The 24,153-nt window shown below is 68.3% G+C and carries 21 protein-coding genes; 16 read left to right on the forward strand and 5 right to left on the reverse strand.

Going from position 1 to position 24,153, the window contains the following annotated elements; all coding sequences use genetic code 11:
- Nucleotides 1-177: 177 nt before the first annotated feature.
- The 7 genes from FHY06_RS29380 to FHY06_RS29410 all read left to right on the forward strand — a co-directional run bounded on the left by FHY06_RS29380 (nucleotide 178) and on the right by FHY06_RS29410 (nucleotide 7,804).
- The gene (locus FHY06_RS29380) at nucleotides 178-1,047 is read left to right on the forward strand and encodes a FadR/GntR family transcriptional regulator (RefSeq protein ID WP_184607202.1); all 870 of its coding nucleotides are present in this window, start codon (nucleotides 178-180) and stop codon (nucleotides 1,045-1,047) included.
- A gap of 115 nt (nucleotides 1,048-1,162) precedes the next feature.
- Nucleotides 1,163-2,170, forward strand: coding sequence for a Bug family tripartite tricarboxylate transporter substrate binding protein (locus FHY06_RS29385; RefSeq protein WP_126185014.1), 1,008 nt, complete (start codon nucleotides 1,163-1,165; stop codon nucleotides 2,168-2,170).
- A gap of 154 nt (nucleotides 2,171-2,324) precedes the next feature.
- The gene (kdgD, locus tag FHY06_RS29390) at nucleotides 2,325-3,236 is read left to right on the forward strand and encodes a 5-dehydro-4-deoxyglucarate dehydratase (RefSeq protein WP_019655830.1); all 912 of its coding nucleotides are present in this window, start codon (nucleotides 2,325-2,327) and stop codon (nucleotides 3,234-3,236) included.
- A 47-nt stretch (nucleotides 3,237-3,283) separates the two neighbouring features.
- Nucleotides 3,284-3,733, forward strand: a complete 450-nt coding sequence (locus tag FHY06_RS29395; protein ID WP_019655831.1) for a nuclear transport factor 2 family protein — start codon at nucleotides 3,284-3,286, stop codon at nucleotides 3,731-3,733.
- 13 nt (nucleotides 3,734-3,746) lie between these two features.
- The gene (locus FHY06_RS29400) at nucleotides 3,747-4,733 is read left to right on the forward strand and encodes a Bug family tripartite tricarboxylate transporter substrate binding protein (protein ID WP_184607272.1); all 987 of its coding nucleotides are present in this window, start codon (nucleotides 3,747-3,749) and stop codon (nucleotides 4,731-4,733) included.
- Between the two features lie 135 nt (nucleotides 4,734-4,868).
- A complete protein-coding gene (gudD, locus tag FHY06_RS29405; RefSeq protein ID WP_184607203.1) occupies nucleotides 4,869-6,224 on the forward strand; it encodes a glucarate dehydratase in 1,356 nt (451 codons plus the stop codon).
- Nucleotides 6,225-6,367: 143 nt separating this feature from the next.
- Nucleotides 6,368-7,804: an aldehyde dehydrogenase family protein gene (locus FHY06_RS29410; protein ID WP_184607204.1), complete on the forward strand. Its 1,437-nt coding sequence runs from the start codon at nucleotides 6,368-6,370 to the stop codon at nucleotides 7,802-7,804.
- 102 nt (nucleotides 7,805-7,906) lie between these two features.
- On the opposite strand, the gene FHY06_RS29415 is transcribed toward FHY06_RS29410, so the two are convergent.
- Nucleotides 7,907-9,469: an ABC transporter permease/substrate-binding protein gene (locus FHY06_RS29415; protein ID WP_184607205.1), complete on the reverse strand. Its 1,563-nt coding sequence runs from the start codon at nucleotides 9,467-9,469 to the stop codon at nucleotides 7,907-7,909.
- Between the two features lie 111 nt (nucleotides 9,470-9,580).
- Here FHY06_RS29415 and FHY06_RS29420 point away from each other — a divergent pair, with 111 nt between their 5' ends.
- The gene (locus tag FHY06_RS29420) at nucleotides 9,581-10,654 is read left to right on the forward strand and encodes an ROK family protein (protein WP_019655836.1); all 1,074 of its coding nucleotides are present in this window, start codon (nucleotides 9,581-9,583) and stop codon (nucleotides 10,652-10,654) included.
- Nucleotides 10,655-10,706: 52 nt separating this feature from the next.
- Here the strand turns inward: FHY06_RS29420 and FHY06_RS29425 are convergent, their stop codons facing one another.
- From FHY06_RS29425 to FHY06_RS29440, 4 genes are all read right to left on the reverse strand, one after another.
- Nucleotides 10,707-12,377 carry an Ig-like domain-containing protein gene (locus tag FHY06_RS29425; protein ID WP_260310761.1) on the reverse strand — a complete coding sequence of 557 codons (1,671 nt, stop codon included), beginning with the start codon at nucleotides 12,375-12,377 and terminating at the stop codon, nucleotides 10,707-10,709.
- Nucleotides 12,378-12,725: 348 nt separating this feature from the next.
- Nucleotides 12,726-14,102, reverse strand: a complete 1,377-nt coding sequence (locus tag FHY06_RS29430; protein ID WP_019655838.1) for a phospholipase D-like domain-containing protein — start codon at nucleotides 14,100-14,102, stop codon at nucleotides 12,726-12,728.
- 46 nt (nucleotides 14,103-14,148) lie between these two features.
- A complete protein-coding gene (locus FHY06_RS29435) occupies nucleotides 14,149-14,811 on the reverse strand; it encodes a glutathione S-transferase family protein (RefSeq protein WP_019655839.1) in 663 nt (220 codons plus the stop codon).
- Nucleotides 14,812-15,002: 191 nt separating this feature from the next.
- The gene (locus FHY06_RS29440) at nucleotides 15,003-16,124 is read right to left on the reverse strand and encodes a 5-methyltetrahydropteroyltriglutamate--homocysteine S-methyltransferase (RefSeq protein ID WP_132751703.1); all 1,122 of its coding nucleotides are present in this window, start codon (nucleotides 16,122-16,124) and stop codon (nucleotides 15,003-15,005) included.
- 153 nt (nucleotides 16,125-16,277) lie between these two features.
- Between FHY06_RS29440 and FHY06_RS29445 the strand changes: the two genes are divergently transcribed.
- The 8 genes from FHY06_RS29445 (at nucleotide 16,278) to FHY06_RS29480 (ending at nucleotide 24,138) form a co-directional block, all read left to right on the forward strand.
- The gene (locus tag FHY06_RS29445; protein ID WP_019655841.1) at nucleotides 16,278-17,384 is read left to right on the forward strand and encodes an aromatic ring-hydroxylating dioxygenase subunit alpha; all 1,107 of its coding nucleotides are present in this window, start codon (nucleotides 16,278-16,280) and stop codon (nucleotides 17,382-17,384) included.
- Between the two features lie 5 nt (nucleotides 17,385-17,389).
- On the forward strand, nucleotides 17,390-18,166 hold the full coding sequence (locus tag FHY06_RS29450; RefSeq protein ID WP_020723182.1) for a GntR family transcriptional regulator: 777 nt from the start codon (nucleotides 17,390-17,392) through the stop codon (nucleotides 18,164-18,166).
- Nucleotides 18,167-18,202: 36 nt separating this feature from the next.
- The gene (locus FHY06_RS29455; protein ID WP_184607207.1) at nucleotides 18,203-19,192 is read left to right on the forward strand and encodes a PDR/VanB family oxidoreductase; all 990 of its coding nucleotides are present in this window, start codon (nucleotides 18,203-18,205) and stop codon (nucleotides 19,190-19,192) included.
- A 186-nt stretch (nucleotides 19,193-19,378) separates the two neighbouring features.
- The gene (locus FHY06_RS29460) at nucleotides 19,379-20,551 is read left to right on the forward strand and encodes an ABC transporter substrate-binding protein (RefSeq protein WP_019655844.1); all 1,173 of its coding nucleotides are present in this window, start codon (nucleotides 19,379-19,381) and stop codon (nucleotides 20,549-20,551) included.
- 139 nt (nucleotides 20,552-20,690) lie between these two features.
- Complete coding sequence (locus FHY06_RS29465; RefSeq protein ID WP_184607208.1) at nucleotides 20,691-21,563, forward strand: branched-chain amino acid ABC transporter permease; 873 nt, start codon at nucleotides 20,691-20,693, stop codon at nucleotides 21,561-21,563.
- A 121-nt stretch (nucleotides 21,564-21,684) separates the two neighbouring features.
- A complete protein-coding gene (locus tag FHY06_RS29470; protein WP_132751699.1) occupies nucleotides 21,685-22,683 on the forward strand; it encodes a branched-chain amino acid ABC transporter permease in 999 nt (332 codons plus the stop codon).
- The gene (locus FHY06_RS29475; protein WP_184607209.1) at nucleotides 22,680-23,441 is read left to right on the forward strand and encodes an ABC transporter ATP-binding protein; all 762 of its coding nucleotides are present in this window, start codon (nucleotides 22,680-22,682) and stop codon (nucleotides 23,439-23,441) included. Before FHY06_RS29470 ends, FHY06_RS29475 begins: the two co-directional genes overlap by 4 nt.
- Complete coding sequence (locus tag FHY06_RS29480; protein WP_019655848.1) at nucleotides 23,434-24,138, forward strand: ABC transporter ATP-binding protein; 705 nt, start codon at nucleotides 23,434-23,436, stop codon at nucleotides 24,136-24,138. Before FHY06_RS29475 ends, FHY06_RS29480 begins: the two co-directional genes overlap by 8 nt.
- Nucleotides 24,139-24,153: the final 15 nt, after the last annotated feature.

Here is a 24,153-nt window from a genome sequence, read left to right on the forward strand (position 1 = left end):
TCGCTGGAGCGGCCGGTACGATGCCGTGCAGGCAAGGTCGGTCGTGAGGTCGAAAAGGCGCTGCATTTCGGTGCCGTGGAAACCGCAGGCCGCCGGCGGATTCGCCCGCGACGCTTGGGAGTTGAGTGATAAGTTATCGGTTGTCGTACAACTAGTTTGGAGATTATCATCGTGGCCATGGTTCAGACGACTGCGGGTAATCCCTTGGTGTCGGACGCTCCGGCGGAGGCCGCTTCTTCGGCGCCGTCTTTCGTGGGGCGTCCGCGGCAGCGTGCGCGCGGACTCGCGCACGGGCTGGTGGAAGACCTGGGCGAGAAGATCCGCAGCCAGGCGCTGCGCCCTGGCGACAAGCTGCCGACCGAGTCGGCCATCATGCAGGCCTATGGCGTGAGCCGCACCGTGGTGCGCGAGGCGCTGTCGAAGCTGCAGGCCGCGGGGCTGGTCGAGACGCTGCACGGCGTGGGCACCTTCGTGCTGCAGCCGCGAACGGGTGGGGTGTTCCGCCTCGATCCGGGCGAGATCGCCGCCTCCGTCGACGTGCTCGCCGTGCTGGAGTTGCGCATCAGCCTGGAGACCGAGTCTGCCGGCCTCGCCGCCAGCCGCCGCACCGACGAACAGCTGGTCGCCATGCGGCAGGCGCTCGACGACTTCGAGCGCAACGTGGTGGTGGCCGGCGACACGGTGGGGCCGGACTTCCGCTTCCACCTGCAGATCGCCGAGTCGACCGGCAATCCTTACTTCGCGGACATCATGCGGCACCTGGGCACCACGCTCATCCCGCGCACCCGCATCAGCGCCATCCGCACGCACGAGGGCGGGGCGCCTTACCTGAGCCGCGTCAACCGCGAGCACGAAGAGATCTACGCTGCCATCGCGCGGCGCGACGCCGAATCGGCGCGCGCCGCCATGCGCATCCACCTGACCAACAGCCGCGAGCGGCTGCGCATGGCGCAGGAGGCCGCGCAGCAGAAGGCGAAGGCCGATGCCGCCGCCGCTGCTGGGGGCGATGCGTCCCCGCCGTCGTCCGACAGCGCCTCCTCCCACTGACATTTTTCTTGTCCGGCCTGCTGGACAAGTCGTCTGCCTAGTTGTACGATGACTGATAACTTGTGCGGCTCATTGCGCGCAAGGCAGTGACGACCATCGAACAACAGGAGGCAGCATGACCATCTCCCGACGCGGCGCACTCGGCGCCGCGCTCGCCACCACGCTGGCCGCCAGCCTGCCGGCGCGCTCCTTCGCGCAGGCCGCGGCAGGCGCGCAGGGCGGCACAGGCAACTGGCCCTCGAAGCCGATCCGCATCATCGTTCCGTACCCGCCGGGCGGCTCTTCCGACATCATTGCGCGCGCCATCAGCCAGCCGCTGTCGGAGGCGCTCGGGCAGCCCGTCGTCATCGACAACAAGGCCGGCGCCAACGGCAATCTCGGCGCCGACCTGCTGGCCAAGGCGCCGGCCGACGGCTACACGCTGATGCTGTGCGACCTCGGCGCGCTGGCCATCAGCCCGTCGCTGTATCCCAAGCTGCCTTTCGACCCGTCGAAGGACCTGCGCAGCGTGGCCATGCTGGCCTACTCGCCGCACCTGCTGGTGGTGCACCCGTCGGTTCAGGCCAGCACGCTGAAGGAGCTGGTCGAGCTCTCGAAGAAAAGTGATCTCAACTTCGCCGTCACCGCCAGCGGCAGCACCGCGCATCTCGCGGGCATCGAACTGCAGCGCCGCATCGGCGCCAAGTGGGAGTACGTGCCCTACAAGGGCGGCGTGCAGGCCGTGCTCGACACCGTGTCGGGCCAGACTCAGGTGCTGATGAACGGCATGCTCGCCACCTACCCGCAGGTGCAGGCCGGCAAGCTCAAGCTGATCGCAGTGTCCAAGGCCACGCGCATGCCGCTGATCGGCAGCGTGCCGACCATTGCGGAGCAGGGCGCTCCCGGCTACGAGTCGGGCACCTGGCAGGGCATGGTCGCCGCGCGCGGCGTGCCCGACGCGATCGTCAATCGGCTCAATCGCGAGCTGGTGCGCATCATCCGCACCGCCGACATCCGCGCCCGCCTCGCCGGCCAGGGCGCCGAGGTCGTGACCATGACCGCGCCCGAACAGGACCAGTTCTTCGCCAAGGAGCGAGCGCGCTGGGCCCAGGTCATCAAGGAAGCCAACGTCAGGCTCGACTAGTCATGCCCGCCCCCCGGCTTTTCACTCGCTGCGCTCCGTGCAATTCGCCACCCCCCGAGGGGGAGGTTCGGCTCGCCTTGGGGCGGCCCGGCGGCGGCCGCATCGCCCGCAGCATTTCCTTCTCCTTTTCCTCATCTTCACTGGACTCTTCCCGATGAACCCGCAAGAACTCAAGACCATCATGGGCTCCGGCCTGCTCTCGTTCCCGTTGACCGACTTCGACAGCAACGGCGACTTCAACAAGAAGGGCTACCAGCAGCGCCTCGAATGGCTCGCCCCCTACGGCGCGAGCGCGCTGTTCGCGGCCGGCGGCACCGGTGAGTTCTTCTCGCTGACCGGCGACGAGTACCCGGGAATCATCCAGACGGCAGTGGACACCTGCCGCGGCGTGGTGCCGATCATCGCGGGCGCCGGCGGCCCCACGCGCTTCGCCATCCAGTGCGCGCAGGCCGCCGAGAAGGCCGGCGCGCACGGCATCCTGCTGCTGCCGCACTACCTCACCGAAGCCGGCCAGGAAGGCCTGGCCGCGCACGTCGAGGCCGTGTGCAGGAGCGTGAAGTTCGGTGTGATCGTCTACAACCGCGCCACCAGCCGCCTCAAGCCCGACACGCTGGCCGCACTGGCCGAACGCAACCCCAACCTCGTCGGCTTCAAGGACGGCGTGGGCGACATCGAGGCCATGGTCGCCATCTACCAGAAGATGGGCGACCGCTTCGCCTACCTGGGCGGCCTGCCCACCGCGGAGGTCTACGCCGCCGCCTACAAGGCGATGGGCACGCCGGTGTATTCGTCGGCCGTCTTCAACTTCATTCCGAAGACCGCCATGGACTTCTACAAGGCCGTCGCCGCCGACGACCTGCCGACGCAGCACCGCCTGCTGAAGAACTTCTTCATGCCCTACCTCGAGCTGCGCAACCGCGTGCCGGGCTACGCGGTGAGCATCGTGAAGGCCGGCGCAAGGATCGTCGGCCACGACGCCGGTCCTGTGCGCGCACCGCTCACCGACCTCACGCCCGAGGAGATGGAAAAGCTCAAGGCGCTGATCGACGCGCTCGGCCCTCAGTAAGCCGGCTCCTGGCGCAAGACCCATCACAACAACGGAGACAAGACGCCATGTTCCTCAAGAAGCTCTTCCTGATCGCCGCTTCGGCGGCCCTTTTCTCGGCCTGCTCGGTGATGCCTGCGGGCAATGCCGCGTCGGCAGCGCCCGAGGTGGCCGCGGCCGCCGAGCGGCTGCGCATCGCGATGATCGATCCCACCGCTCCGGCCCTGGGCGCGCTGGTGGCCGACGACCTCAGCTACGGCCATTCGGGCGGCAAGGTCGACACCAAGGCCAGCTTCATCGCCGACCTGCTCGATGGCAAGTCCGACTTCGTGACCATCGCCATCACCGACCAGACCATCAAGGTGGTCGACGGCAACACCGCCATCGTGCGCCACACGCTCACGGCCGACACCAACGACTCGGGCAAGCCCGGCAAGGTGGCGCTGAAGATCCTCGGCGTCTGGCAGAAGCAGGGCGGCAGCTGGAAGCTGCTGGCCCGGCAGGCCGTGAGGATCTGACCGGATGACGCGCATGCAAAGGCGAAGCCTTCTTGCGGCGGCGTTCGCGTCCGCCTCGGCCGTGCTGCTGCCCCAGGCCGCCGTCGCGCAAGCGGATGCGTGGCCCCAGCAGAGGCCAGTGACGATCATCGTGCCGTTCCCTGCCGGCGGTTCCACCGACATGGTCGCCCGCACCATCGCGCTGCAGCTGCAGACGAAGCTCGGCGGCAGCTTCGTCGTCGACAACCGGCCCGGCGCCACCGGCACCATCGGCACCGGCCAGGTGAAGCGCGCAGCGCCCGATGGCTACACGCTGCTGGTGTCCTCGCTCGGCGCCTTCGTCGTCACGCCGCACCTGCAGAAGAGCGTGTCCTACGACGCGACGAAAGACTTCGACTACATCAGCGTGCCCGTGCAGGCACCCAACGTGCTCGTCGCGAATGTCGCGCGGCCGGAGCGCACGGTGGACGACGTGCTGGCGCTGCTGCGCAAGACGCCGGGCAAGGTCTCGTTCGCGAGCTCGGGCAACGGCTCGTCCGACCATCTCTCGGCCGAGCTCTTCTGGCAGCAGACGAAGACCGAAGGCGTGCACGTGCCCTACAAGGGCGGTGCGCCCGCGATCAACGACCTGCTGGGCAACCAGGTCGACTTCTCGTTCCAGAACGTCAATGCGGTGCTGCCGCACATCCGCGGCGGCAAGCTGCGCGCCATCGCCGTCACGGGCGACAAGCGCTCGCCGGTGCTGCCCGACGTGCCCACGCTGGCCGAGGCCGGCGTGAAGGGCGCCGAGGTCTATTCGTGGCAGGGCATGGCCGCGCCCAAGGGCCTGCCGCCCGCCGTGAAGAAGAAGCTGAGCGACGCGGTCGTCGCCGCCATGCAGGACCCGGAGACGAAGAAGCGCATGCTCGACCAGGGCCTTGAGATCGTCGCCAGCACGCCCGAGGAATTCACCGCCTTCCAGTTGCGCGAATGGACGCGTTGGAAGACATTGATCGACGCCCGCCACATCACCGCTGAATAACTGGCTCTCCCCCAGGCTTCGCGCACTTCGTGTCGCTTCGCCAACCCCCTCGCCGGGGGCAACACCTGAGGCCCGGCAAAGCCGGTTCCTCGGTGTTCCCCGAAAGGACCGGCCCGGTTTTGGATTGATTAAAAGATGACGCTTTCAGATTCCAATTCGTCGCCTTCGGGCGCTCCCGTCGTCACCGGCATGCGCGTGGTCCCGGTCGCGGGCCACGACAGCATGCTGATGAACCTGAGCGGCGCCCACGGGCCGTTCTTCACGCGCAACCTGCTGATCCTGACCGACAGCGCCGGCCAGACCGGCGTGGGCGAAGTGCCCGGCGGCGAGAAGATCCGCCAGACGCTGGAGGACGCGCGCGAGCTCATCGTCGGCCAGCCCATCGGCCGGCACAACGCGGTCCTCAACAGCATGCGCAGCGCCTTCGCCGGCCGCGACAGCGGCGGGCGCGGCCTGCAGACCTTCGACCTGCGCGTGACCATCCACGCGGTCACGGCCGTCGAGGCCGCGCTGCTCGACCTGCTGGGCCAGTTCCTCGAAGTGCCCGTGGCGGCCCTGCTCGGCGAGGGCCAACAGCGCGATGCGGTGCAGATGCTCGGCTACCTCTTCTACGTGGGCGACCGCAGCAAGACCGATCTGCCGTACGAAAGCGACCCCGGCGCCGATAACGACTGGTTCCGCCTGCGCCACGAGGAGGCGATGACGCCCGAGGCCATCGTGCGCCTGGCCGAGGCCACGCATGCGCGCTACGGCTTCACCGACTTCAAGCTCAAGGGCGGCGTGCTGCGCGGCGAGGAAGAGGTCGAGGCGATCCGTGCGCTGCACGAGCGCTTTCCGAAGGCCCGCGTCACACTCGACCCCAACGGCGGCTGGCTGCTGCAGGACGCGATCCGCCTGTGCCGCGACCTGCACGGCGTGATGGCCTACGCCGAGGACCCGTGCGGCGCCGAGGGCGTGTTCTCCGGCCGCGAGGTGATGGCCGAGTTCCGCCGCGCCACCGGCCTGCCCACCGCCACCAACATGGTCGCCACCGACTGGCGCGAGATGGTGCACAGCCTCTCGCTGCAGTCGGTCGACATTCCGCTGGCCGATCCGCATTTCTGGACCTTGCAGGGCTCGGTGCGCGTGGCGCAGCTGTGCCAGGCCTGGGGCCTGACCTGGGGTTCTCACTCCAACAACCACTTCGACGTGTCGCTCGCGATGTTCATCCACGTGGCCGCCGCGGCCCCCGGCAAAGTGACGGCCATCGACACGCACTGGATCTGGCAGGACGGCCAGCGCCTGACGAAGGCGCCGCTGCGCATCGAGGACGGCTTCGTGAAGGTGCCCACGCGCGGCGGCCTGGGCGTGGAACTCGACATGGACGAGGTCGAGAAGGCGCACCAGCTGTACCTGAAGCACGGACTGGGCGCGCGCAACGATGCGCAGGCCATGCAGTACCTCATCCCGGGGTGGACCTTCGACAACAAGAAGCCCTGCATGGTGAGGTAGAGAATCACCCCCAGGCTTGCCCACTTCGTGTGGCCGCCAACCCCCCCTTGCAGGGGGCAATACCTGCGGCCCGGCAAAGCCGGTTCCGCGGTATTCCCGTAATGACTGGCGATTCTTCGAACCGTATTGAAAAAGGACCCAACATGCAGAACTTCGACAACCTCATCGGCGGCGAATGGCGTGCAGGCGCCGGCTACAGCCCCAACGTCAATCCGAGCAACCTGTCCGACGTGATCGGCCAGTACACGCAGGGCGATGCCTCGCACGTCGATGCGGCCGTGGCCGCCGCCACCGCGGCCTTCCCCGCCTGGGCCACCGGCAGCGTGCAGGCGCGCTCTGACGCGCTCGACAAGATCGGCAACGAGATCCTCGCGCGCAAGGAAGAACTGGGCACGCTGCTCTCGCGGGAAGAGGGCAAGACCAAGGCCGAGGGCATTGGCGAGGCCGCGCGCGCGGGCTACATCTTCAAGTTCTTCGCGGGCGAGTGCCTGCGCCTGTCGGGCGAGGTTCTGCCTTCGGTGCGGCCGAACATCGGCGTGGAGATCACGCGCGAGCCGGTGGGCGTGGTCGGTCTCATCACGCCGTGGAACTTCCCGATCGCCATCCCGGCCTGGAAGATCGCGCCCGCGCTGGCCAACGGCTGCTGCGTAGTGCTCAAGCCCGCCGACCTCGTGCCGGGTAGCGCCTGGGCGATCGCGGAGATCATCAGCCGCTCGGGCATTCCGGCCGGCGTGTTCAACCTGGTGATGGGGCGCGGCAGCGTGATCGGCAATGCGCTGGTCAACCACCCGGGCATCCACGCGATCAGCTTCACCGGCTCGGTGGGCGTGGGCCGCAACATCGCGGTGCAGTGCGTCACCAACCACAAGAAGGTGCAGCTCGAGATGGGCGGCAAGAACCCGCAGGTGATTCTTGACGATGCCGACCTCGCACAGGCCGTGGAGCTGAGCGTGCAGAGCGCCTTCTACTCGACCGGCCAGCGCTGCACCGCGTCGAGCCGGCTGATCGTCACCGAAGGCATCTATCCGAAGTTCATCGACGCCATGAAGGAACGCATGGCGAAGATCAAGGTGGGTGACGCGCTCGCGCAGGGCACCGACATGGGGCCGGTCTCGTCGAAGTCGCAGCTCGACCAGGACATGGAATACGTCGCCATCGGCAAGAGCGAAGGCGCGACGCTGGCGGCCGGCGGCGAGCTGCTGAAGCTGGAAACCGACGGCTACTACATGTCGCCGGCCCTCTTCAGCGAATCGGCCGCCACCATGCGCATCAACAAGGAAGAGATCTTCGGCCCGGTGGCCAGCGTGATCCGCGTGAAGAACTACGAGGAGGCACTGGCCACGGCCAACGACACCGAGTTCGGCCTATCGGCCGGCATCGCCACCACCTCGCTGAAGTACGCCACGCACTTCAAGCGCCACAGCCAGGCCGGCATGGTGATGGTCAACCTGCCGACGGCGGGTGTGGACTACCACGTGCCTTTCGGCGGCCGCAAGGGCTCGAGCTACGGTCCGCGCGAGCAGGGCCGCTATGCGCAGGAGTTCTTCACGACGGTGAAGACGGCCTACACGCTGGCCTGAGCTTCAGCGTATCGGTAACGGGCTGCCGGACGAAGAGGGCGCGGAAGGAATACCCGAAGAGATGCTTCGGGGTTCCTTTGCGTTCGGCTGTCCGCTCCCGCATCAAGGCGGCGATGAAGAGGGCGGTGCCCGGCGGCGCCTGCGCATCAGGTATTCGATGAGTTCGAAGACGCCTTCGCTCAACAGGGCCAAAGCTGCGGCCGGCAGTGCGCCTGCCACCAGCAGTTCGCGGTCGTTGAGGGCCAGGCCCGTGACGATGCGTTCTCCGAAGCCGCCTGCGCCGATGAAGGCGGCGATCGTGGCGGTGCCGATGGCAATCGCGGTGGCGGTGCGCACGCCCGCCAGCAGGGTAGGCAGCGCGAGCGGCAGCAGCACGAGGCGAAGGCTCTGCGGCGGGGTCATGCCCAGGGCGGTGCCGGCGAGGCGCAGGCCATTGGGCACTTCGGCCAGGCCCGTCACCGTGTTGCGCATGATCGGCAGCAGCGAGTAAAGGGTGAGCGCGATCAGCGCCGGCAGCGCGCCGATGGCGCCCAGCATCGAGATCAGGACGGCCAGCAGCGCCAGCGAGGGTACGGTCTGCAGCAGGCTCGCGAAGCCCAGCACCACGGCACGCAGCCGCACGTGCGGAAACACCAGGATCGCGATCGGCACGCCCACGAGGATCGCGATGCCCACCGACAGCGCCACCAGCAGCAGGTGCTGCCGCGCGAGCTTCCACAGGTCGGGTCCGAACAGCTTGGCGACGAAGCCGCGGCGTGCCTCCGGCGGCTGCGCATTCGCTGCGCCCCTGGAGGTGCTGGCGATGAAGTCGCGTGCGATCTGGTCGAAGGGCACGCCTTGCAGCTCGGCGCGCGCATTCATCGCGATCATGGCGTGCTCGTCGACCTTGCCCTCCAGCGCCTGCAGCGCGGCCCAGGCCTTGGGCAGCCGTTTGGGCAGGTCGAGCTTGTAGAGCACCACGGCGTCGTAGCGCGGGAAGTACTTCCTGTCGTCCTCCAGCACGCGCAGGCCCAGGTGGTCGATCTTGGCGTCGGTGGTGTAGATGTCGATGACGTCGATCTGCTTGGCGGCCACCGCGTCGTAGGCCAGGCCGTGGTCGAGGCCGGTGGGCGCCTGCGTGAAGCCGTAGCGCCCGGCCAGGCCCTTCCAGCCGTCGGCGCGGCCGATGAATTCGTTCGACAGGCCGAACTTCAGCTCGGGGTGCTTCGCCAGGTCGCTCAGCGTGCGCAGGCCCAGCCGGTCGGCATCGGCGGCGCGCACCGCGAGCGCGTAGCCGTCGTTGAAGCCCAGCGGAATCGCAACGCCCAGGCCCATCGGCGCGAGTGCGGCGTTCATCGCCTCACGCGTGCCTGCCGGCGCGCCCTTGAGGATTTCCTGTGCGATGGTGCCGGTGTATTCGGCGTAGAGGTCGATGGCGCCCGAGCGCAGGGCCTCGTAGACGATGGCCGTGTTGCCCAGCCCTTGGCGAACCACCGGCGGCGTGGCCGTGTGCGGTGCGGCAGTCTGCGCCAGCAGCTCGGCCAGGATGTACGACTCGGTGAAGCGCTTGGAGCCGACGCGCAGCGTCTCGTCGGCCGCCCGCGCGGCACTGCAGACGGCAAGCCAGGCGATGACGAGGAGCAGGGCGGCGCGCGCGAAGATGCGGAAGCTGCGGGGCAGGTGCATCCGGGCCAGTGTATAGACAACGCCTCGTCGCGCGTACCCGCCGATCTCCTACAAACCCTGGCGTGCGGTGCCGATGGGGCCGGCGGCCGTCCGGGGCCAAAGTGGCCAGCGATGAAGAAAAAGACCCCACCCGCGAGCGACGACAACCTCCCCGGCCCCAACGTCCACGGCCTGCGCGAACTGCCCGGCCTGCAGGTGGACGGCTACAGCCTCCAGTTGCGCGACAAGGACGGCTTCGTCGGCGACCAGGCCAGCCAGACCGCCTTCCGCGAGCTGCTGGAGCGCTGGCGCAAGCGCCGCCGCAAGAACGGCAAGGATCCGCTGGGCACTTCGCACTCGCGCGACCTCTCGAAGAAGGTGCTCGACCGCGCGCTGAGCGAGAAGAAGGCGTCGGAAGCCACCGACCTGATGCACGTGGCCATCGAGGAATTCGCACAGGAGCTGGCCTTCGTGATCCAGCGCTTCATGCGCCAGCCCTCGTGGAAGAAGGTCGAGCGCATCGTGATCGGCGGCGGCTTTCCCGAGAGCGACGTGGGCGAGCGCGCCATCCTGCAGACCGGCGCCATCCTCGAGGAGATGGGCCTGCACGTGCAGATCGCGCGCCTGTCGCACGACGTGGACGACGGCGGCCTGATCGGCTGGGTGCACCTGGTGCCGCCGGCCATGCTGAAGGGGCACGACGCGATCCTGGCGGTCGACATCGGGGGCACCAACGTGCGCTGCGGCATCGTGAAGACGCGCCACCGCAAGGCACCCGACTTCTCGCTCGCGAAGGTGGTGCGGCGCGAGAAGTGGCGCCATGCCGACGAGGGCCCCAACCGCGGCGGCATGGTCGATCACATCGCCTACATGCTGCAGGACATGATCCTCTACAGCGAGCGCAAGAAGATCCGGCTCGCTCCTTTCATCGGCATCGGCTGTCCGGGCCTCATCCGGCCCGATGGCTCCATCGCGCGTGGCGCGCAGAACCTGCCGGGCGACTGGGAAGGCCATGCCTTCCACCTGCCCAGCCAGCTGTGGCGCCGCATGCCGATGATGGGCTCCGGCCCGACGCTGGTACTGATGCACAACGACGCAGTGGTGCAGGGCCTGAGCGAGCTGCCCTTCATGCGCGACGTGCGCCACTGGGGCGTGCTGACCATCGGCACCGGGCTGGGTAACGCGAGCTTCACCAACAGGTACTGACGCAGGCAACGACCGGCAGCCGCCGACCGAGCGGGCGGCCGCCGCCCATGGCCTAGAGGTCTTCCGGACGCAGACCCTCGATGCGCATGGCGGCAGACGTGCTGGCCACGTTGCCCGCCGCGTCCGTCGCGCGAACTTCGACGTTCGCCCCGCCGGCCCGCTTCGGCGTCCAGGCGCACACGTAAGGGGCGGCGTGCAGGGCGCAGGCCGTCCTGCCATCGACGATGAACTTCACCTCGGCCACGCCGACGTTGTCGGATGCATTGGCGGCGAGCCGCGCTGCCGTGCCCGCTGGCACGCTCGCCGGCACCGTCAGGGCCACCGCCGGCGGCACGGTGTCCGAGGGCGGGTTGACGATCACGTTGGCCGCGGCCACTGCCGTGTTGCCGGCCGCATCGAGCGCGATCACGCGGATGGTCTGCATGCCGGGTGCGCCGGGCGTCCAGCTGCAGGTGAAGGGCGGGGCGGTGAAGGTGCAGATCGGAATGCTGTCGCGGCCGACGACCTTCACGCCGACGATGCCCACGTTGTCGACCACCGCGGGCGCGATGACGGTGAGCTGTCCCACCGTGGCCATCGAAGGGGCCGCCACCGACACGGTGGGCGGCGTCGCGTCGGGGCTGCCGAGCGCGAGGTCGATGGTGAACATCGGCTGCCCCTGCACCGCCTTCTGCTCGAAGGCGTCGAAGATGGTGAACCAGGTCGCGCCGGGCGCACGGTTGGCTGCGCGCGCCTTCACCAGCAGCGTGGTCTTGCCGACGGCGAAGCAGCTGAAGCCGCAGTCCCAGTCGAACTGGTAGCGGCCCGAGGCGTCGGCCACGCCGGTCGACAGCATCACCAGCGGCTTGCCGAGTCCCGGGTTGCGCCACACCGAGACCTGCGCGCCGGCCAGGGCGGCGCCGGTGTCGCGGTCGGTCACGCGTACCTGGGTGGCGGTGGTGCCCGCCATGAACTTCGAACTGCCGAGCTTGGGCCAGTCGGTCCAGTCGGTATTGATGTTGGCCCGCGTGCCTTCGGTGAAGCGGATCATCTCCAGCGTTGCCACGCGGTTGGCGGCCGGGTCGCGGCGCTGTTCGAAGACGGTGCCCAGCAGCGGGTCGAGCCGCCAGTGCTGGCGGCTCCACCAGTAGCGGTCGCCGTCGCTGGCGAGCGCAAGGTCGGTGACGGGCGCGACGCCGGTGGTGTCGGCCACGGCGACGCTGTTGTAGTACTCGCCGGAGCCCGCGCCGAACACATGCTCCAGCTCGTGCAGCAGGGTCTTGAGCTGGCGGGCGAGGTAGTCCTTCTCGGTGGACTCGGGCGCGCCCGGCGTGGGTGCGCGCGACAGGCGCAGCGGGTCGTGGATGGCGATCCAGTTCAGGTTCCAGGCCACGCCCTTCTGCGGAAAGGTCCAGCTGGTGGAGAGCCCGCCGTGGCTGTAGCCGCGCGTGGATTTCGAGACGCAGACCACCACCTCGCCATTGACCAGGCCGTTGTAGCTGCACTGCGGCGCATTGGCGGGCGCTATCAGCTGCAGGTCGGCGGCCGGGTCGAAGGAGAAGCTGCGCACCGTCTCGCGCGTGAAGACGGTGTTGACGTCGGCCACGTACTGCGCGAGCCGGCGGGCGGCTTCGGCCGGGCCGATGTCGGCGGCCAGCTCGGGGTCGACGATGAACTTCAGGCGGTGGGTGCTGGGGGGAGCGCGGCCGATCTCGTCCAGGGCGGCGAAAGCGGTACCCGGCATTCCGGAAAGCGCGAAAAGCGTTGTCCAGAGCAGCAACGCCGGATTTGCCAGATTCGCCAGGGCACGCAGCGAGAAGAAAGCTCGCATCGGTTTTCCCCGGGATCGGGGCGCAAGACTCCAACGAACGGCGCCCGGGTCGGCCTCGTGAAAAGCCGCATCCGAGCGGGCTACCCCGCCAGGCAGGGGGTGCCGGGAGATCCGTCAGCGTCCATTCCGGGGTGAGCCGGTCAGGCGGTAAGGCTTGTCAATCCCCGAAACCGGTAGGTATTTTAGTGTGCTTGTTCAATTGGTTTCAATTTTGTTGCATCTGTACATCCTGGATTACAGACCCGAACTGGCACCGGGCGCCTAGAGCTGGAAAGCAACAGTGAGCAGCAGCCCCTCGGCCACGTCGCGCAGCAGCCCCGGCCGCCGAGCGCGATAGGGCTCGCCGGCCGATGCGGTGGTCTCGATCCACTCGGCCAGCCAGTCGATGTGGTCCTGCCCGTAGAACACGACCGCAGCCTCGTGGTTGAGCAGCAGGCTGCGCAGGTCGAGGTTGATCGATCCGCACATGGCGAGCTCCTCGTCCACCACCACCGCCTTGGCGTGCGCCATGAAGGGCAGCATGCGAAAGCTCACGCCCGCTCGCGCCAGGTCGCGCATCGCGCGTGCGCGCACGAAGTCGGCCAGCCGGTGGTTGGAGCGCGCGGGCATCGCGATGGTCACCTGCACGCCGCGGCGCGCGGCCAGCCGTAGGGCGTCTCGCAGGCCGTCGCCGGGCACGAAGTAGGGCGTGATGGCGAGGATGCGGTGCTCGGCGCGGAAGCAGGCGTCGATCAGCAGCGCATGCGCCGTGTCCTCCGTCTGGTCGGGGCCGCTCGGCAGGAACTGGGCCATGGCGCTGCCAGGGCCTTCCGCGTCGGGCGCGGTGATGGCGCGGGGCTTGCGACTGCGCACCGAGGCCCAGTCGTGGTCGAACTGGCGCGCCGCGGCGGCCGCAACGCTGCCGCGCAGGTCGAAGGAGAGATCGAGCCAGGCCTGCGGGTGCCTGTCGTTGCCGGTGAAGTACTCGCCCGCGAGGTTGCGTCCGCCCGACCACAGCCAGCCGTCGTCGGCAATGGTGAACTTGCGGTGGTTGCGCAGGTTGCGCGGGCCCATGCGGCGCAGGCTGAAGAAGGGCCGGAACACCGCCACTTCGCCGCCCGCCGAGCGCAGCCGGTCGAAGTGATGGCGCGGCAGCGACAGCGCGCCGAAGCCGTCGAGCAGCACCCGCACCTTGATGCCTTCTCGCGCGCGCTGCGCGAGCCGCTCGAGCACCGAGTGGCCCAGCACGTCGTCGCCGATGATGAAGGTGCATACGTCGATGCGTTCGCGGGCGCCATCGATCACCTCCATCAGCGCCTGGCGCGCGGCCTCGCCGTCGGCATGCATGCGGATCGCGCAGGGCCCCGGCGGCGCGAGGCCGAAGCTCTCGATCAGGTCGGCCGCCCAATGGCCCGGCGGCACCGAGCGCGGCGGCCGCGGCGAGCCCGCCGGGCGCAGCTTGCGCTGGCCGAACAGCAGGTACATCGGCAGGATGAAATAGGGCATCAGCACCAGCCCCATGACCCAGGCGATGGCGGTGGTGGGGGCGCGCTGCTCTCGGCGCGCGCGCGTGGTCAGCACATAGACCAGCAGGGCGAAAGTGACGACGAGAAAGTGCTGCGAGGGAGTGGGCAGCCAGTCGAACTCTTTGGTCGGCATGAACCGATGATGCCTGAGCGACGGACGCGCCGCGCCCAGTGGCCCTTCAGCGTTGCAGGAAGGCGGGGACGCCGCGTCCCTGCGAGGCGAGGAAACGCATCATCGGCTCGACCACCGCGCGCACGGCGGGCCTGTCGCCCACGCGCGTGCGCCATGCGAGCAGCCGGGGCGTGGCATCGGTCATGCCCGCGCCCTTGCGGTCCGCGAAGATGCAGGCCATGTAGAAGGCGATGTCGGCGAAGGAGTAGGGGCCCGCAAGGTACTCGCGCGTGGCGAGCAGGCCTTCCATCTCCTCGTAGAAGCGGGCGCAGCCGGCGCAGGCCGCGATCGCGGGGGCGCTCTGCATGGCCTCCTGCAGGCCGAAGAGCTTGATCACGTTCGGGAAGAAGACCTCGTCCGACTTCTGCTCCAGCTGCCGCGCGCGGGCCCGTTCCGCGATGCCCCGGGGCCAAAGCGCGGGGCTGGGATAGCGGTCTTCCAGGTACTCGAAGATCTGCGTCGAGTCGAAGAGCGAGACCTCGTCGTCGACCAGCACCGGCACCTGCTGCTTGACGGGATTGACCCGAAGCACCTCGGGATGCTTGGGCTCGTAGTGGTCGCCTTCGATGAAGGGCACCATGACCAGCTCGAACGGCACGCCTTTCTCGCGTGCCGCGATCTCGACCTTGGCGCCGAACATGCTGAGGGGGCCTGAATAGATTCGCGTCATTGCGCTTCCTCCATTGCGTCGCTCGACCCGCTGCGCATGAAGTCCTGCCGGCCTGTTCGAGGAACACCGTGGAACCGGCTTTGCCGGGCCACCGGTGTTGCCCCCGGTGAGGGGGTGGGCGAAGCGACACGAAGTGCGCGAAGCCTGGGGGTGAGTCTTTTCATGCCCCCGACTTCAACAGAAACGGCGGGTCAGGTCGAGCCCCAGACCTCCTGCGCCGTCTCGACCACCAGGCGCAGCTTGTTGCGCTGCGCTTCCACCGCGATGTTGTTGCCGTGCACGGTGCTGGAGAAGCCGCACTGCGGCGACAGCGCGAGCTGGTCGAGCGAGGCGTACTTGGCGGCGTCCTCGATGCGGCGCTTGAGCTCGTCCTTGTCTTCCATCTCGCCGAACTTGGTGGTCACGAGGCCGAGCACCACGGTCTTGCCCTTGGGCAGGTAGCGCAGCGGCTTGAAGTCGCCAGAGCGGGCGTCGTCGTATTCCATGAAGTAGGCGTCGAGGTCCATCTCCTTGAGCAGCGCTTCCGCCACGGGCTCGTAGTTGCCGGCGGCGGCGTGCGTGCTCTTGAAGTTGCCGCGGCACAGGTGCATGGCCAGCAGCATGCCCGGCGGCTTCTGCGCCACCACCTTGTTGATGAAGGCGGCATAGCGGTGGGGCAGCTCGTTGGGGTCGTCGCCGCGCTTGCGGGCGGCTTCGCGCATGTGCTCGTCGCACAGGTAGGCGAGGTTGGTGTCGTCCATCTGCACGTAGGTGCAGCCGGCGGCGGCCAGGGAGCGCAGTTCGTCGCCGTATGCCTTGGCCACGTCGTCGTAGAAGGCCGGGTCGAGCTCGGGGTAGGCGTCCTTGCTTATGCCGGCGCGGCCGCCGCGGAAGTGCAGCATGGTCGGCGAGGGGATGGTCACCTTCGGCGTGTTGCCTGCGGACACCTGGCTCTTGAGGTACTGGAAGTCGGCCAGCTGGATGTCCTTGACGTGGCGGACCTTGTCGATCACGCGCATCGCGGGCGGGGCCAGTTCCTCGGTGCCGTCGGGCTTGCGGATGGTGACCGGGATATCGGTCTTCACGCCGCCGAGCTGGTCGAGGAAGTCGATGTGGAAGTACGTGCGGCGGAACTCGCCGTCGGTGATGCTCTTCAGGCCGATGTCTTCCTGGAACTTGACGATCTCGGTGATCGCCTTGTCCTCGACGAGGCGAAGCTGCTCGGGCGTGATCTCGCCCTTGGCCTTCTGCTCGCGTGCTTCGAGCAGGTACTTGGGGCGCAGGAAGCTGCCCACGTGGTCGTAGCGGGCGGGCAAGGCGGCGTGCTGTGTCATGGATGGCTCCGTCGTGATCGTGATCTGGGGAAACGAACGGAGCATCGTATCGCCATCGAAACCACGATGACTGTATACAGAGGCCTCGGTGTTTACCCTTGAATCGATCAAAAACGCTGGAAATTCCATCGTTTCTGTATACATTGAGTATTCATGAAAACGCCCACGACCGCCTTCCCCCTGAACGCCTGGTACGCCGCCGCCTATGACGTCGAAGTGCGACACACGCTGCTGCCACGCACCATCTGCAACCAGAAAGTGGTGCTGTTCCGTCGTACCGACGGGCAGGTCGCCGTGCTCGAGGACGCCTGCTGGCACCGGCTGATGCCGCTGTCGCTCGGCCGCCTCGAAGGCGACGAGGTGGTCTGCGGATACCACGGCCTCGTCTACAACAGCCAGGGCCGCTGCATCCACATGCCCAGCCAGGAGACGCTGAACCCCTCGGCCTGCGTGCGCAGCTTCCCGGTGGCGGAGAAGCACCGCTTCGTGTGGATCTGGCCCGGCGACCCGGCCAAGGCCGACCCGGCGCTCATCCCCGACATGCACTGGAACGACGACCCCGCCTGGGCCGGCGACGGCAAGATGATCCGTGTCCACTGCGACTACCGCCTCGTCGTCGACAACCTCATGGACCTGACGCACGAGACCTTCGTGCACGGCTCCTCCATCGGCAACCGCGAAGTGGCCGAGGCGCCCTTCGTCGCCACGCACGGCGACCGCTCGGCCACCGTCACGCGCTGGATGGAGAACATCGATCCGCCGCCTTTCTGGGGCAGCCAGATCCGCCATGCGCGCGGCTACACCGGCAAGGTCGACCGCTGGCAGATCATCCGCTTCGAAGGCCCGTGCACGGTGAACATCGACGTCGGCGTGGCCGAGGCCGGCAGCGGGGCGGTGCCCTCCGACGGAAACCCGGGCGACCGCAGCAAGGGCGTCAACGGCTACGTGCTCAACACCATCACGCCAGAGACCGACAAGACCTGCCTCTACTTCTGGGCCTTCGCGCGCAACTACTGCCTGGGCGAGCAGCGTCTCACGCACGAGCTGCGCGAAGGCGTCTCGGGCATCTTCCGCGAGGACGAACTCGTGCTCGAAGCGCAGCAGAAGGCCATCGACGAGCACCCGGACCACCAGTTCTACAACCTCAACATCGACGCCGGCTCGATGTGGGCGCGCAAGCTCATCGACCGCATGATCGAGAAGGAGAAGCCCGCGCGCGCGGCGATTCCGATCCGTCCGGCCCAGAAGGAGGCCGCGTGAGCCGTGTGAAGGTCGCGGCCGTCTCCGCTGCCGCCGAGCCCGGCGACAGCGGCAGCTCGCAGGCCGTCAAGGCGCAGCTGCGGCTGCGCGAGATGATCCTCGCGGGCGAGCTGCCCGGCGGCGCGCGCATCGCCGAGGTGGCGATCTCCGAGCAGCTCGGCGTGTCGCGCACCCCGGTGCGCACCGCGCTCATGCGGCTCGAACAGGAAGGCCTGCTCGAGGCGCTGCCCAACGGCGGCTATGCGGTGCGCACCTTCTCCGAGCGCGACGTGGCCGACGCCATCGAGCTGCGCGGCACGCTCGAGGGCCTGGTCGCCCGGCTCGCCGCCGAGCGCGGCGCGGCGCCGGTGGTGCTGCGCGAGGCGCGCGCCTGCCTGCAGCGCATCGACGAACTGCTGCGCGAACCTGCGCTCGACGACGCCGCCTTCTCGCGCTACGTGACGCACAACGAGCGCTTCCATGCGCTGCTGTGCGAGATGGCGGGCAGCCCCGTCATCGCGCAGCAATTGGAGCGCGTGATCAACCTGCCTTTCGCATCGCCCTCGGGCTTCGTCGTGGTTCAGGCCAATTCGCCGGCTGCGCGCGACATGCTCGTGGTCGCGCAGGACCAGCACGTGCAGGTGCTCGACGCCATCGAGTCCGGCGAGGGCTCGCGCGCCGAGGCGCTGATGCGCGAGCACAGCCGCATCGCACGTCGCAACCTGCGCGAGGCGCTGCACGGCACGCCCACCGCCGAGCAGCGTCCGCTGCCGGGCGTGCAGCTGATCCGCCGGCGCGGCTGATTTCTCTTCTTTCTTTTTCTCCCCTGGTGTTTCCCGATGAAAAGCGATCTTCAATGGATGAATGCGCAGGTCGTCGCGCTGCGCGACGTGACGCCCACCGTGCGCGAGTTCGAGCTGCGCCCCGACAGCGGATTCGCCGCCGCCCATGAGCCCGGCGCCCACCTCCAGGTGCAGGTGCTGACCGCGCAGGGCAGGGTGCAGACGCGCTCCTACTCGCTGGTGGGCGAAGGCGACGGCAGCTGCTGGCGCATAGCAGTCAAGCGCCTGGACGACGGCCGCGGAGGCTCGCTCGCGATGTGGCGGCTCGCGGTCGGCGACCGCCTGCAGGTGAGCGCGCCGCAGAACCACTTTCCGCTCGACCTTTCCGCGCCGGGCTACCTGCTGGTGGCCGGCGGCATCGGCATCACGCCGCTGGTGCTGATGGCGCAGCGCCTGGCCGCGCACGCGAAGCGCACCGGCGTGCCGGTGAAGATGCTCTATGGCGCGCGCAACGCCGACGAGTTCGGCTACCTGCCGCACCTGCGCGAGGCGCTGGGAGACGAGGGCGTCGAAGCCCACGAGGGCGCCGCGCCCATCGACTTCGCCGCGGCCATCGCCGCGCTGCCGCCTGGCGGGCAGCTCTACACCTGCGGGCCAGTGCCGATGCTCGAAGCCCTCAAGCGCGCCTGGCAGGCGGCTGGCCGTCCGATCGCGGACCTGCGCTTCGAGACTTTCGGCAGCAGCGGCCGGCTGGCCACGCAGTCCTTCGAGGTTCGCATTCCGCGGCACGACCTGACCATCACCGTGCCGGCCGACTGCACGCTGCTCGACGCGCTCGACGCGGCGGGCGTGCAGACGCTGTCGGACTGCAGGCGCGGCGAATGCGGGCTGTGCGCCATGGACGTGATCGCGGTCGACGGCGAAGTCGACCACCGCGACGTGTTCCTCAGCGAGCACGAGAAGAAGTCGGCCACGCGCATCTGCGCCTGCGTGTCACGCGCCGTGGGTACGCTCACGCTCGATTCCGCCTACCGCGCTGAGAGCTGACGGCAACCGATGCAAGCGGCCCGTGACGGGTCGAAGACTGCATTGCGCGATGATCGCGCAGTTCATTTGGCAATCGCGCAACAAAGGTCAGCGACTGTGCCCGGCTAGGTGATTGCCTGCTGCGCCGGATGTTGCAAAGTGTTGAAAATAGCGCCGGTTCGCGTTCCGCCCCTCAAAGGAAAATACATGCAAAGACGCCATCTCATCCAGACCGCCGCCCTGTCGGCTCTTGCACTTTCGATGTCGCTGGCCAGTGCCCAGGACAACAAGTTCAAGATCGGCCTGATCCTCCCGATGACGGGCCAGTCGGCCTCCACCGGCCGCCAGATCGAAGCCGCAGCCCGCCTGTACATCGCCCAGAACGGCGACACCGTGGCCGGCAAGAAGGTCGAGCTGATCGTCAAGGACGACACCGGCCTGCCCGACGTGACCAAGCGCCTCGCGCAGGAACTGGTGGTGAACGACAAGGTCAACGTGCTCGCCGGCTTCGGCCTGACGCCCCTGGCCCTCGCGGTGGCGCCCATCGCCACCCAGTCGAAGACGCCGCAGCTGGTGATGGCCGCCGCCACGTCGAGCATCACCGAGGCGTCGCCCTACATCGTCCGTTCGAGCTTCACGCTGCCGCAGGTGTCGGTGGCCATGGGCGACTGGGCGCCGAAGAACGGCGTGAAGACGGTCGTGACGCTGGTGGCCGACTACGGCCCGGGCAACGACGCGGAGAAGTTCTTCACCGAGCGCTTCCAGCTCAACGGCGGCAAGGTGCTCGACAAGCTGCGCGTGCCGCTGCGCAACCCCGACTTCGCGCCGTTCCTGCAGAAGGTGCGCGACGTGAAGCCCGATGCGCTCTTCGTCTTCGTGCCCTCGGGCGCAGGCGCCGCGGTGATGAAGCAGTTCCTGGAGCGCGGCATGGACAAGGCCGGCATCAAGATGATCGCGACCGGCGACGTGACCGATGACGACCAGCTCAACGACATGGGCGACGGCGCGCTGGGCGTGGTCACCTCGCACCATTACTCGACGGCGCACCCCTCGGCACTGAACAAGAAGTTCGTCGAGGCCTTCGAGAAGGCCAACCCCAAGATGCGCCCCAACTTCATGGCCGTGGGCGGCTATGACGGCATGCGCATCATCTACGAGGCGCTCAAGGCCACCAAGGGCCAGGGCGGCGGCGAGGCGCTGCTGGGCGCCATGAAGGGTCAGGTCTTCGAGAGCCCGCGCGGCCAGGTGCTGATCGATGCGCAGACGCGCGACATCGTGCAGGACGTGTACCTGCGCAAGGTCGAGAAGAAGGACGGGCAGCTCTACAACGTCGAGTTCGACGTGATCAAGGGCGTCAAGGACCCCGGCAAAGCAAAATAAAGGCTCGCCCCCAGGCTGCGCGCACTTCGTGTCGCTTCGCCAACCACCTACCGGGGGAAACACCGCAGGCCCGTCAAAGCCGGGTCCTGGGTGTTTCCCGAAGGCGTCGCGCCGTGCGGCAAGCTGCTGAGTCGCTCATATGTTGACCATTCTTTTCGACGGCATCGCCTACGGCATGCTGCTGTTCGTGCTCGCCGTCGGGCTGGCCGTGACTCTGGGGCTGATGAACTTCATCAACCTCGCGCACGGCGCCTTCGCCATGGCGGGCGGCTATCTCACCGTGTTCGCCATGCAGAAGCTGGGTGTGCCGTTCCTGGCGTGCCTGCCGCTCGCGTTCATCGTTGTCGCGCTGGCCGGCGCGCTGCTGGAGCGAACGCTATACCGGGCGATGTACGGCAAGCCGCACCTCGACCAGGTGCTCTTCTCCATCGGCCTCGCCTTCATGGCGGTGGCGGCGGTCGACTACTTCGTGGGCTCCTCGCAGCAGAACGTGCAGCTGCCCGAATGGCTGCGCGGCCGCACCGAGATCGGCGACGGTGCGCTGCTGCTGGGCATGGGGCACTACCGGCTCTTCATCATCGGCGTGTGCGCCGTGCTCACGGTGGTGCTGCAGCTGATCCTGTCGAAGACGCGCTTCGGCAGCCGGCTGCGTGCAGCGGTCGATGATCCGCGCGTGGCGGCGGGGCTGGGCATCAACGTGAACGTGGTGTTCCTGCTGACCTTCGCAGTGGGCTCGGGGCTCGCGGGCCTCGGCGGCGCGCTGGGCGCGGAGATCCTGGGGCTCGATCCGACCTTTCCGCTCAAGTACATGATCTATTTCCTGATCGTGGTGTCCGTCGGTGGCACTTCGTCGATCACCGGGCCGCTCGCGGCGGCGCTGCTGCTGGGCATCGCCGACGTGGCGGGCAAGTACTTCATTCCGAAGATGGGCGCGTTCACCGTCTACCTGCTGATGATCCTGATCCTGATGTGGCGCCCGCAGGGCCTCTTTACGCGCAAGGGAGGCAGATAAATGAGTCTCCCCCCAGTCTTCGCGCACTTCGTGTCGCTTCGCCAACCCCCCTGCGGGGGGCAACACCAGCGGGCCGGCAAAGCCGGTTCCGCGATGTTCCACGCATGGATCGGAGGCTGAAATGACCGATCTCAACTCTGTCGCGAATTTCCAGTCAGCCCTGCTGCGCAAGGCGCGCTGGCGCCCGCTCGAATTCGTCGTCTGGGCGGCGGCCTTCGCGCTGCCGCTGGTGATGCCCTCGCACTCGCTGCTGGTCAACGAGATCGCCATCGTCGCGCTGTTCGCGATGTCGCTCGACCTGATCCTGGGCTACACCGGCATCGTGTCGCTGGGCCATGCGGCGTTCTTCGGCTTCGGCGCGTATGCGGCGGCGCTGTTCGCCAAGCTGGTGATGCCCGACCCGATCGTCGGCCTCTTGTTCGCGACGGTGCTGTCCGCGCTGCTAGGCATGGTGGCGAGCGTGACGATCCTGCGCGGCAGCGACCTCACTCGGCTGATGGTGACGCTGGGCACGGCGCTGCTGCTGCTCGAACTCGCCAACAAGCTCGACTGGCTCACCGGCGGCGCCGACGGCCTGCAGGGCGTGGTGATGGGGCCGGTGCTCGGCATGTTCGAGTTCGACCTCTTCGGTCGCACGGCAGCCTGGTACTCGCTGGCGGTGATGCTGGTGCTGTTCCTGCTGATGCGCCGCCTCGTGCATTCACCCTTCGGCGCCACGCTGAAGGCCATCCGCGACAACCGGCTGCGCGCCATGGCCATCGGCATCCCGGTGGTGTCGCGGCTGGTGGTGATCTACACCGTGGCGGCGGGCATCGCCGGTGCTGCGGGTGCGCTGCTGGCGCAGACCACCGGCTTCGCCTCGCTCGACGTGCTGGCCTTCGACCGCTCGGCCGACGTGCTTCTGATGCTGGTCATCGGCGGCGTGGGCTGGCTGTATGGCGGCGTGGCGGGCGCCATCGTCTTCAAGCTGCTGCAGACCTGGCTGTCGGCCGTGACGCCGCAGTACTGGATGTTCTGGATCGGCCTGATCCTGGTGCTGCTGGTGCTTGTCGGGCGCGACCGGCTGCTCAAGCCCTGGACCTGGATCGGCGCAGGCGGCAAGAAGGGCGGTGCGGCATGAGCGACACCGTGCTTTCCACCCACGGCCTGGTGATGCGCTTCGGCGGCATCACGGCCACCAACAACGTGTCGATGGAGCTCAGGCGCGGCGCGCGCCATGCGCTCATCGGCCCCAACGGCGCGGGCAAGACCACGCTGATCAACCAGCTCACCGGCGTGCTCACGCCCACCGGGGGCCGCATCACGCTGATGGGCGAGGACATCACCCGGCTCGCGCCCCACAGGCGCGTGGCGCGCGGGCTGGTGCGCACCTTCCAGATCAACCAGCTGTTCGACTCCATGACGCCGCTCGAGACGCTGGCGCTGGTGGTGTCGCAGCACCAGGGGGCGGGCGCGCAATGGTGGAAGCCGCTGGGTTCGAGCAAGGCCATCGCCGAGCGCGCGGCTCAACTGCTGGAGCAGTTCCACCTGAGCGACGTGGCGCAGCAGCAGGTGAAGCACCTGGCCTACGGCAAGCGCCGGCTGCTCGAGATCGCGATCGCGCTGGCCTGCGAGCCGCGCGTGCTGCTGCTCGACGAGCCGGTGGCGGGCGTGCCCGCGGGAGAGCGCGAGGAGCTGCTGCAGACCGTGGCCGCGCTGCCGGCCGACGTGTCGGTGCTGCTGATCGAGCACGACATGGACCTGGTGTTCAGCTTTGCCGACCGGATGACCGTGCTGGTCAACGGCACCCTGCTGACCGAGGGCGACCCCGAGACCATCGCCAACGACCCGAAGGTGAAAGAGGTCTACCTGGGCCACGGAGAGGCTGCCCATGTCTGAGCTGCTGAGAATAGAGAACCTGAGCGCCGGCTACGGCGAGGCCGTGGTGCTGCACGACGTGGCCTTCACGCTCGGCGAGGGCCAGACGCTGGCGCTGCTGGGCCGCAACGGCACGGGCAAGACCACGCTGATCAACACGCTCGCCGGCGCGACGCGCCAGCACGGCGGCAGCATCTCGCTGGGCGGGCAGGCACTGCACAAGATCGCGCCGCACCTGCGCGCGGCGGCCGGCATCGGCTGGGTGCCGCAGGAGCGCAACATCTTCAAGTCGCTCACCGTGCACGAGAACCTCACGGCGGTGGAGCGGCCCGGCAAGTGGAACCCGCAGCGCGTCTACGAGATGTTCCCGCGCCTTGCCGAGCGCAAGACCAACCTCGGCACGCAGCTCTCGGGCGGCGAGCAGCAGATGCTGGCCGTGGGCCGCGCGCTGGTGCTCAACCCCAGGCTGCTGCTGCTCGACGAGCCGCTCGAAGGCCTGGCGCCCATCATCGTGGAAGAGCTGCTGCGCGCCATCCGCCGCATCACGCAGGACGAAGGCCTGGCCGCGATCATCGTGGAGCAGCACCCGCAGGCGATCCTCGCGATCTCCGACGAGGCGGTGGTGCTCGACCACGGCACCATCGTGCACACCGACAGCGCGGCTTCGCTGCGCTCCCAGCCGCAGGTGCTCGACCGGCTGCTGGGCGTGGCGCGGTAGTCGGGAGGCTTTCCT

The sequence above is a fragment of the Variovorax atrisoli genome (genome assembly GCF_014195185.1).
Classification (GTDB): domain Bacteria; phylum Pseudomonadota; class Gammaproteobacteria; order Burkholderiales; family Burkholderiaceae_C; genus Variovorax; species Variovorax atrisoli.

What these genes read in the sequence shown, in the direction of transcription:
- FHY06_RS29380 (WP_184607202.1), top strand. Translation starts at nt 178, where the DNA reads ATGGTTCAGACGACTGCGGGTAATCCCTTGGTGTCGGACGCTCCGGCG.
- FHY06_RS29385 (WP_126185014.1), top strand. Translation starts at nt 1,163, where the DNA reads ATGACCATCTCCCGACGCGGCGCACTCGGCGCCGCGCTCGCCACCACG.
- kdgD (WP_019655830.1), top strand. Translation starts at nt 2,325, where the DNA reads ATGAACCCGCAAGAACTCAAGACCATCATGGGCTCCGGCCTGCTCTCG.
- FHY06_RS29395 (WP_019655831.1), top strand. Translation starts at nt 3,284, where the DNA reads ATGTTCCTCAAGAAGCTCTTCCTGATCGCCGCTTCGGCGGCCCTTTTC.
- FHY06_RS29400 (WP_184607272.1), top strand. Translation starts at nt 3,747, where the DNA reads ATGCAAAGGCGAAGCCTTCTTGCGGCGGCGTTCGCGTCCGCCTCGGCC.
- gudD (WP_184607203.1), top strand. Translation starts at nt 4,869, where the DNA reads ATGACGCTTTCAGATTCCAATTCGTCGCCTTCGGGCGCTCCCGTCGTC.
- FHY06_RS29410 (WP_184607204.1), top strand. Translation starts at nt 6,368, where the DNA reads ATGCAGAACTTCGACAACCTCATCGGCGGCGAATGGCGTGCAGGCGCC.
- FHY06_RS29415 (WP_184607205.1), bottom strand. Translation starts at nt 9,469, where the DNA reads ATGCACCTGCCCCGCAGCTTCCGCATCTTCGCGCGCGCCGCCCTGCTC.
- FHY06_RS29420 (WP_019655836.1), top strand. Translation starts at nt 9,581, where the DNA reads ATGAAGAAAAAGACCCCACCCGCGAGCGACGACAACCTCCCCGGCCCC.
- FHY06_RS29425 (WP_260310761.1), bottom strand. Translation starts at nt 12,377, where the DNA reads ATGCCGGGTACCGCTTTCGCCGCCCTGGACGAGATCGGCCGCGCTCCC.
- FHY06_RS29430 (WP_019655838.1), bottom strand. Translation starts at nt 14,102, where the DNA reads ATGCCGACCAAAGAGTTCGACTGGCTGCCCACTCCCTCGCAGCACTTT.
- FHY06_RS29435 (WP_019655839.1), bottom strand. Translation starts at nt 14,811, where the DNA reads ATGACGCGAATCTATTCAGGCCCCCTCAGCATGTTCGGCGCCAAGGTC.
- FHY06_RS29440 (WP_132751703.1), bottom strand. Translation starts at nt 16,124, where the DNA reads ATGACACAGCACGCCGCCTTGCCCGCCCGCTACGACCACGTGGGCAGC.
- FHY06_RS29445 (WP_019655841.1), top strand. Translation starts at nt 16,278, where the DNA reads ATGAAAACGCCCACGACCGCCTTCCCCCTGAACGCCTGGTACGCCGCC.
- FHY06_RS29455 (WP_184607207.1), top strand. Translation starts at nt 18,203, where the DNA reads ATGAAAAGCGATCTTCAATGGATGAATGCGCAGGTCGTCGCGCTGCGC.
- FHY06_RS29460 (WP_019655844.1), top strand. Translation starts at nt 19,379, where the DNA reads ATGCAAAGACGCCATCTCATCCAGACCGCCGCCCTGTCGGCTCTTGCA.
- FHY06_RS29465 (WP_184607208.1), top strand. Translation starts at nt 20,691, where the DNA reads ATGTTGACCATTCTTTTCGACGGCATCGCCTACGGCATGCTGCTGTTC.
- FHY06_RS29470 (WP_132751699.1), top strand. Translation starts at nt 21,685, where the DNA reads ATGACCGATCTCAACTCTGTCGCGAATTTCCAGTCAGCCCTGCTGCGC.
- FHY06_RS29475 (WP_184607209.1), top strand. Translation starts at nt 22,680, where the DNA reads ATGAGCGACACCGTGCTTTCCACCCACGGCCTGGTGATGCGCTTCGGC.
- FHY06_RS29480 (WP_019655848.1), top strand. Translation starts at nt 23,434, where the DNA reads ATGTCTGAGCTGCTGAGAATAGAGAACCTGAGCGCCGGCTACGGCGAG.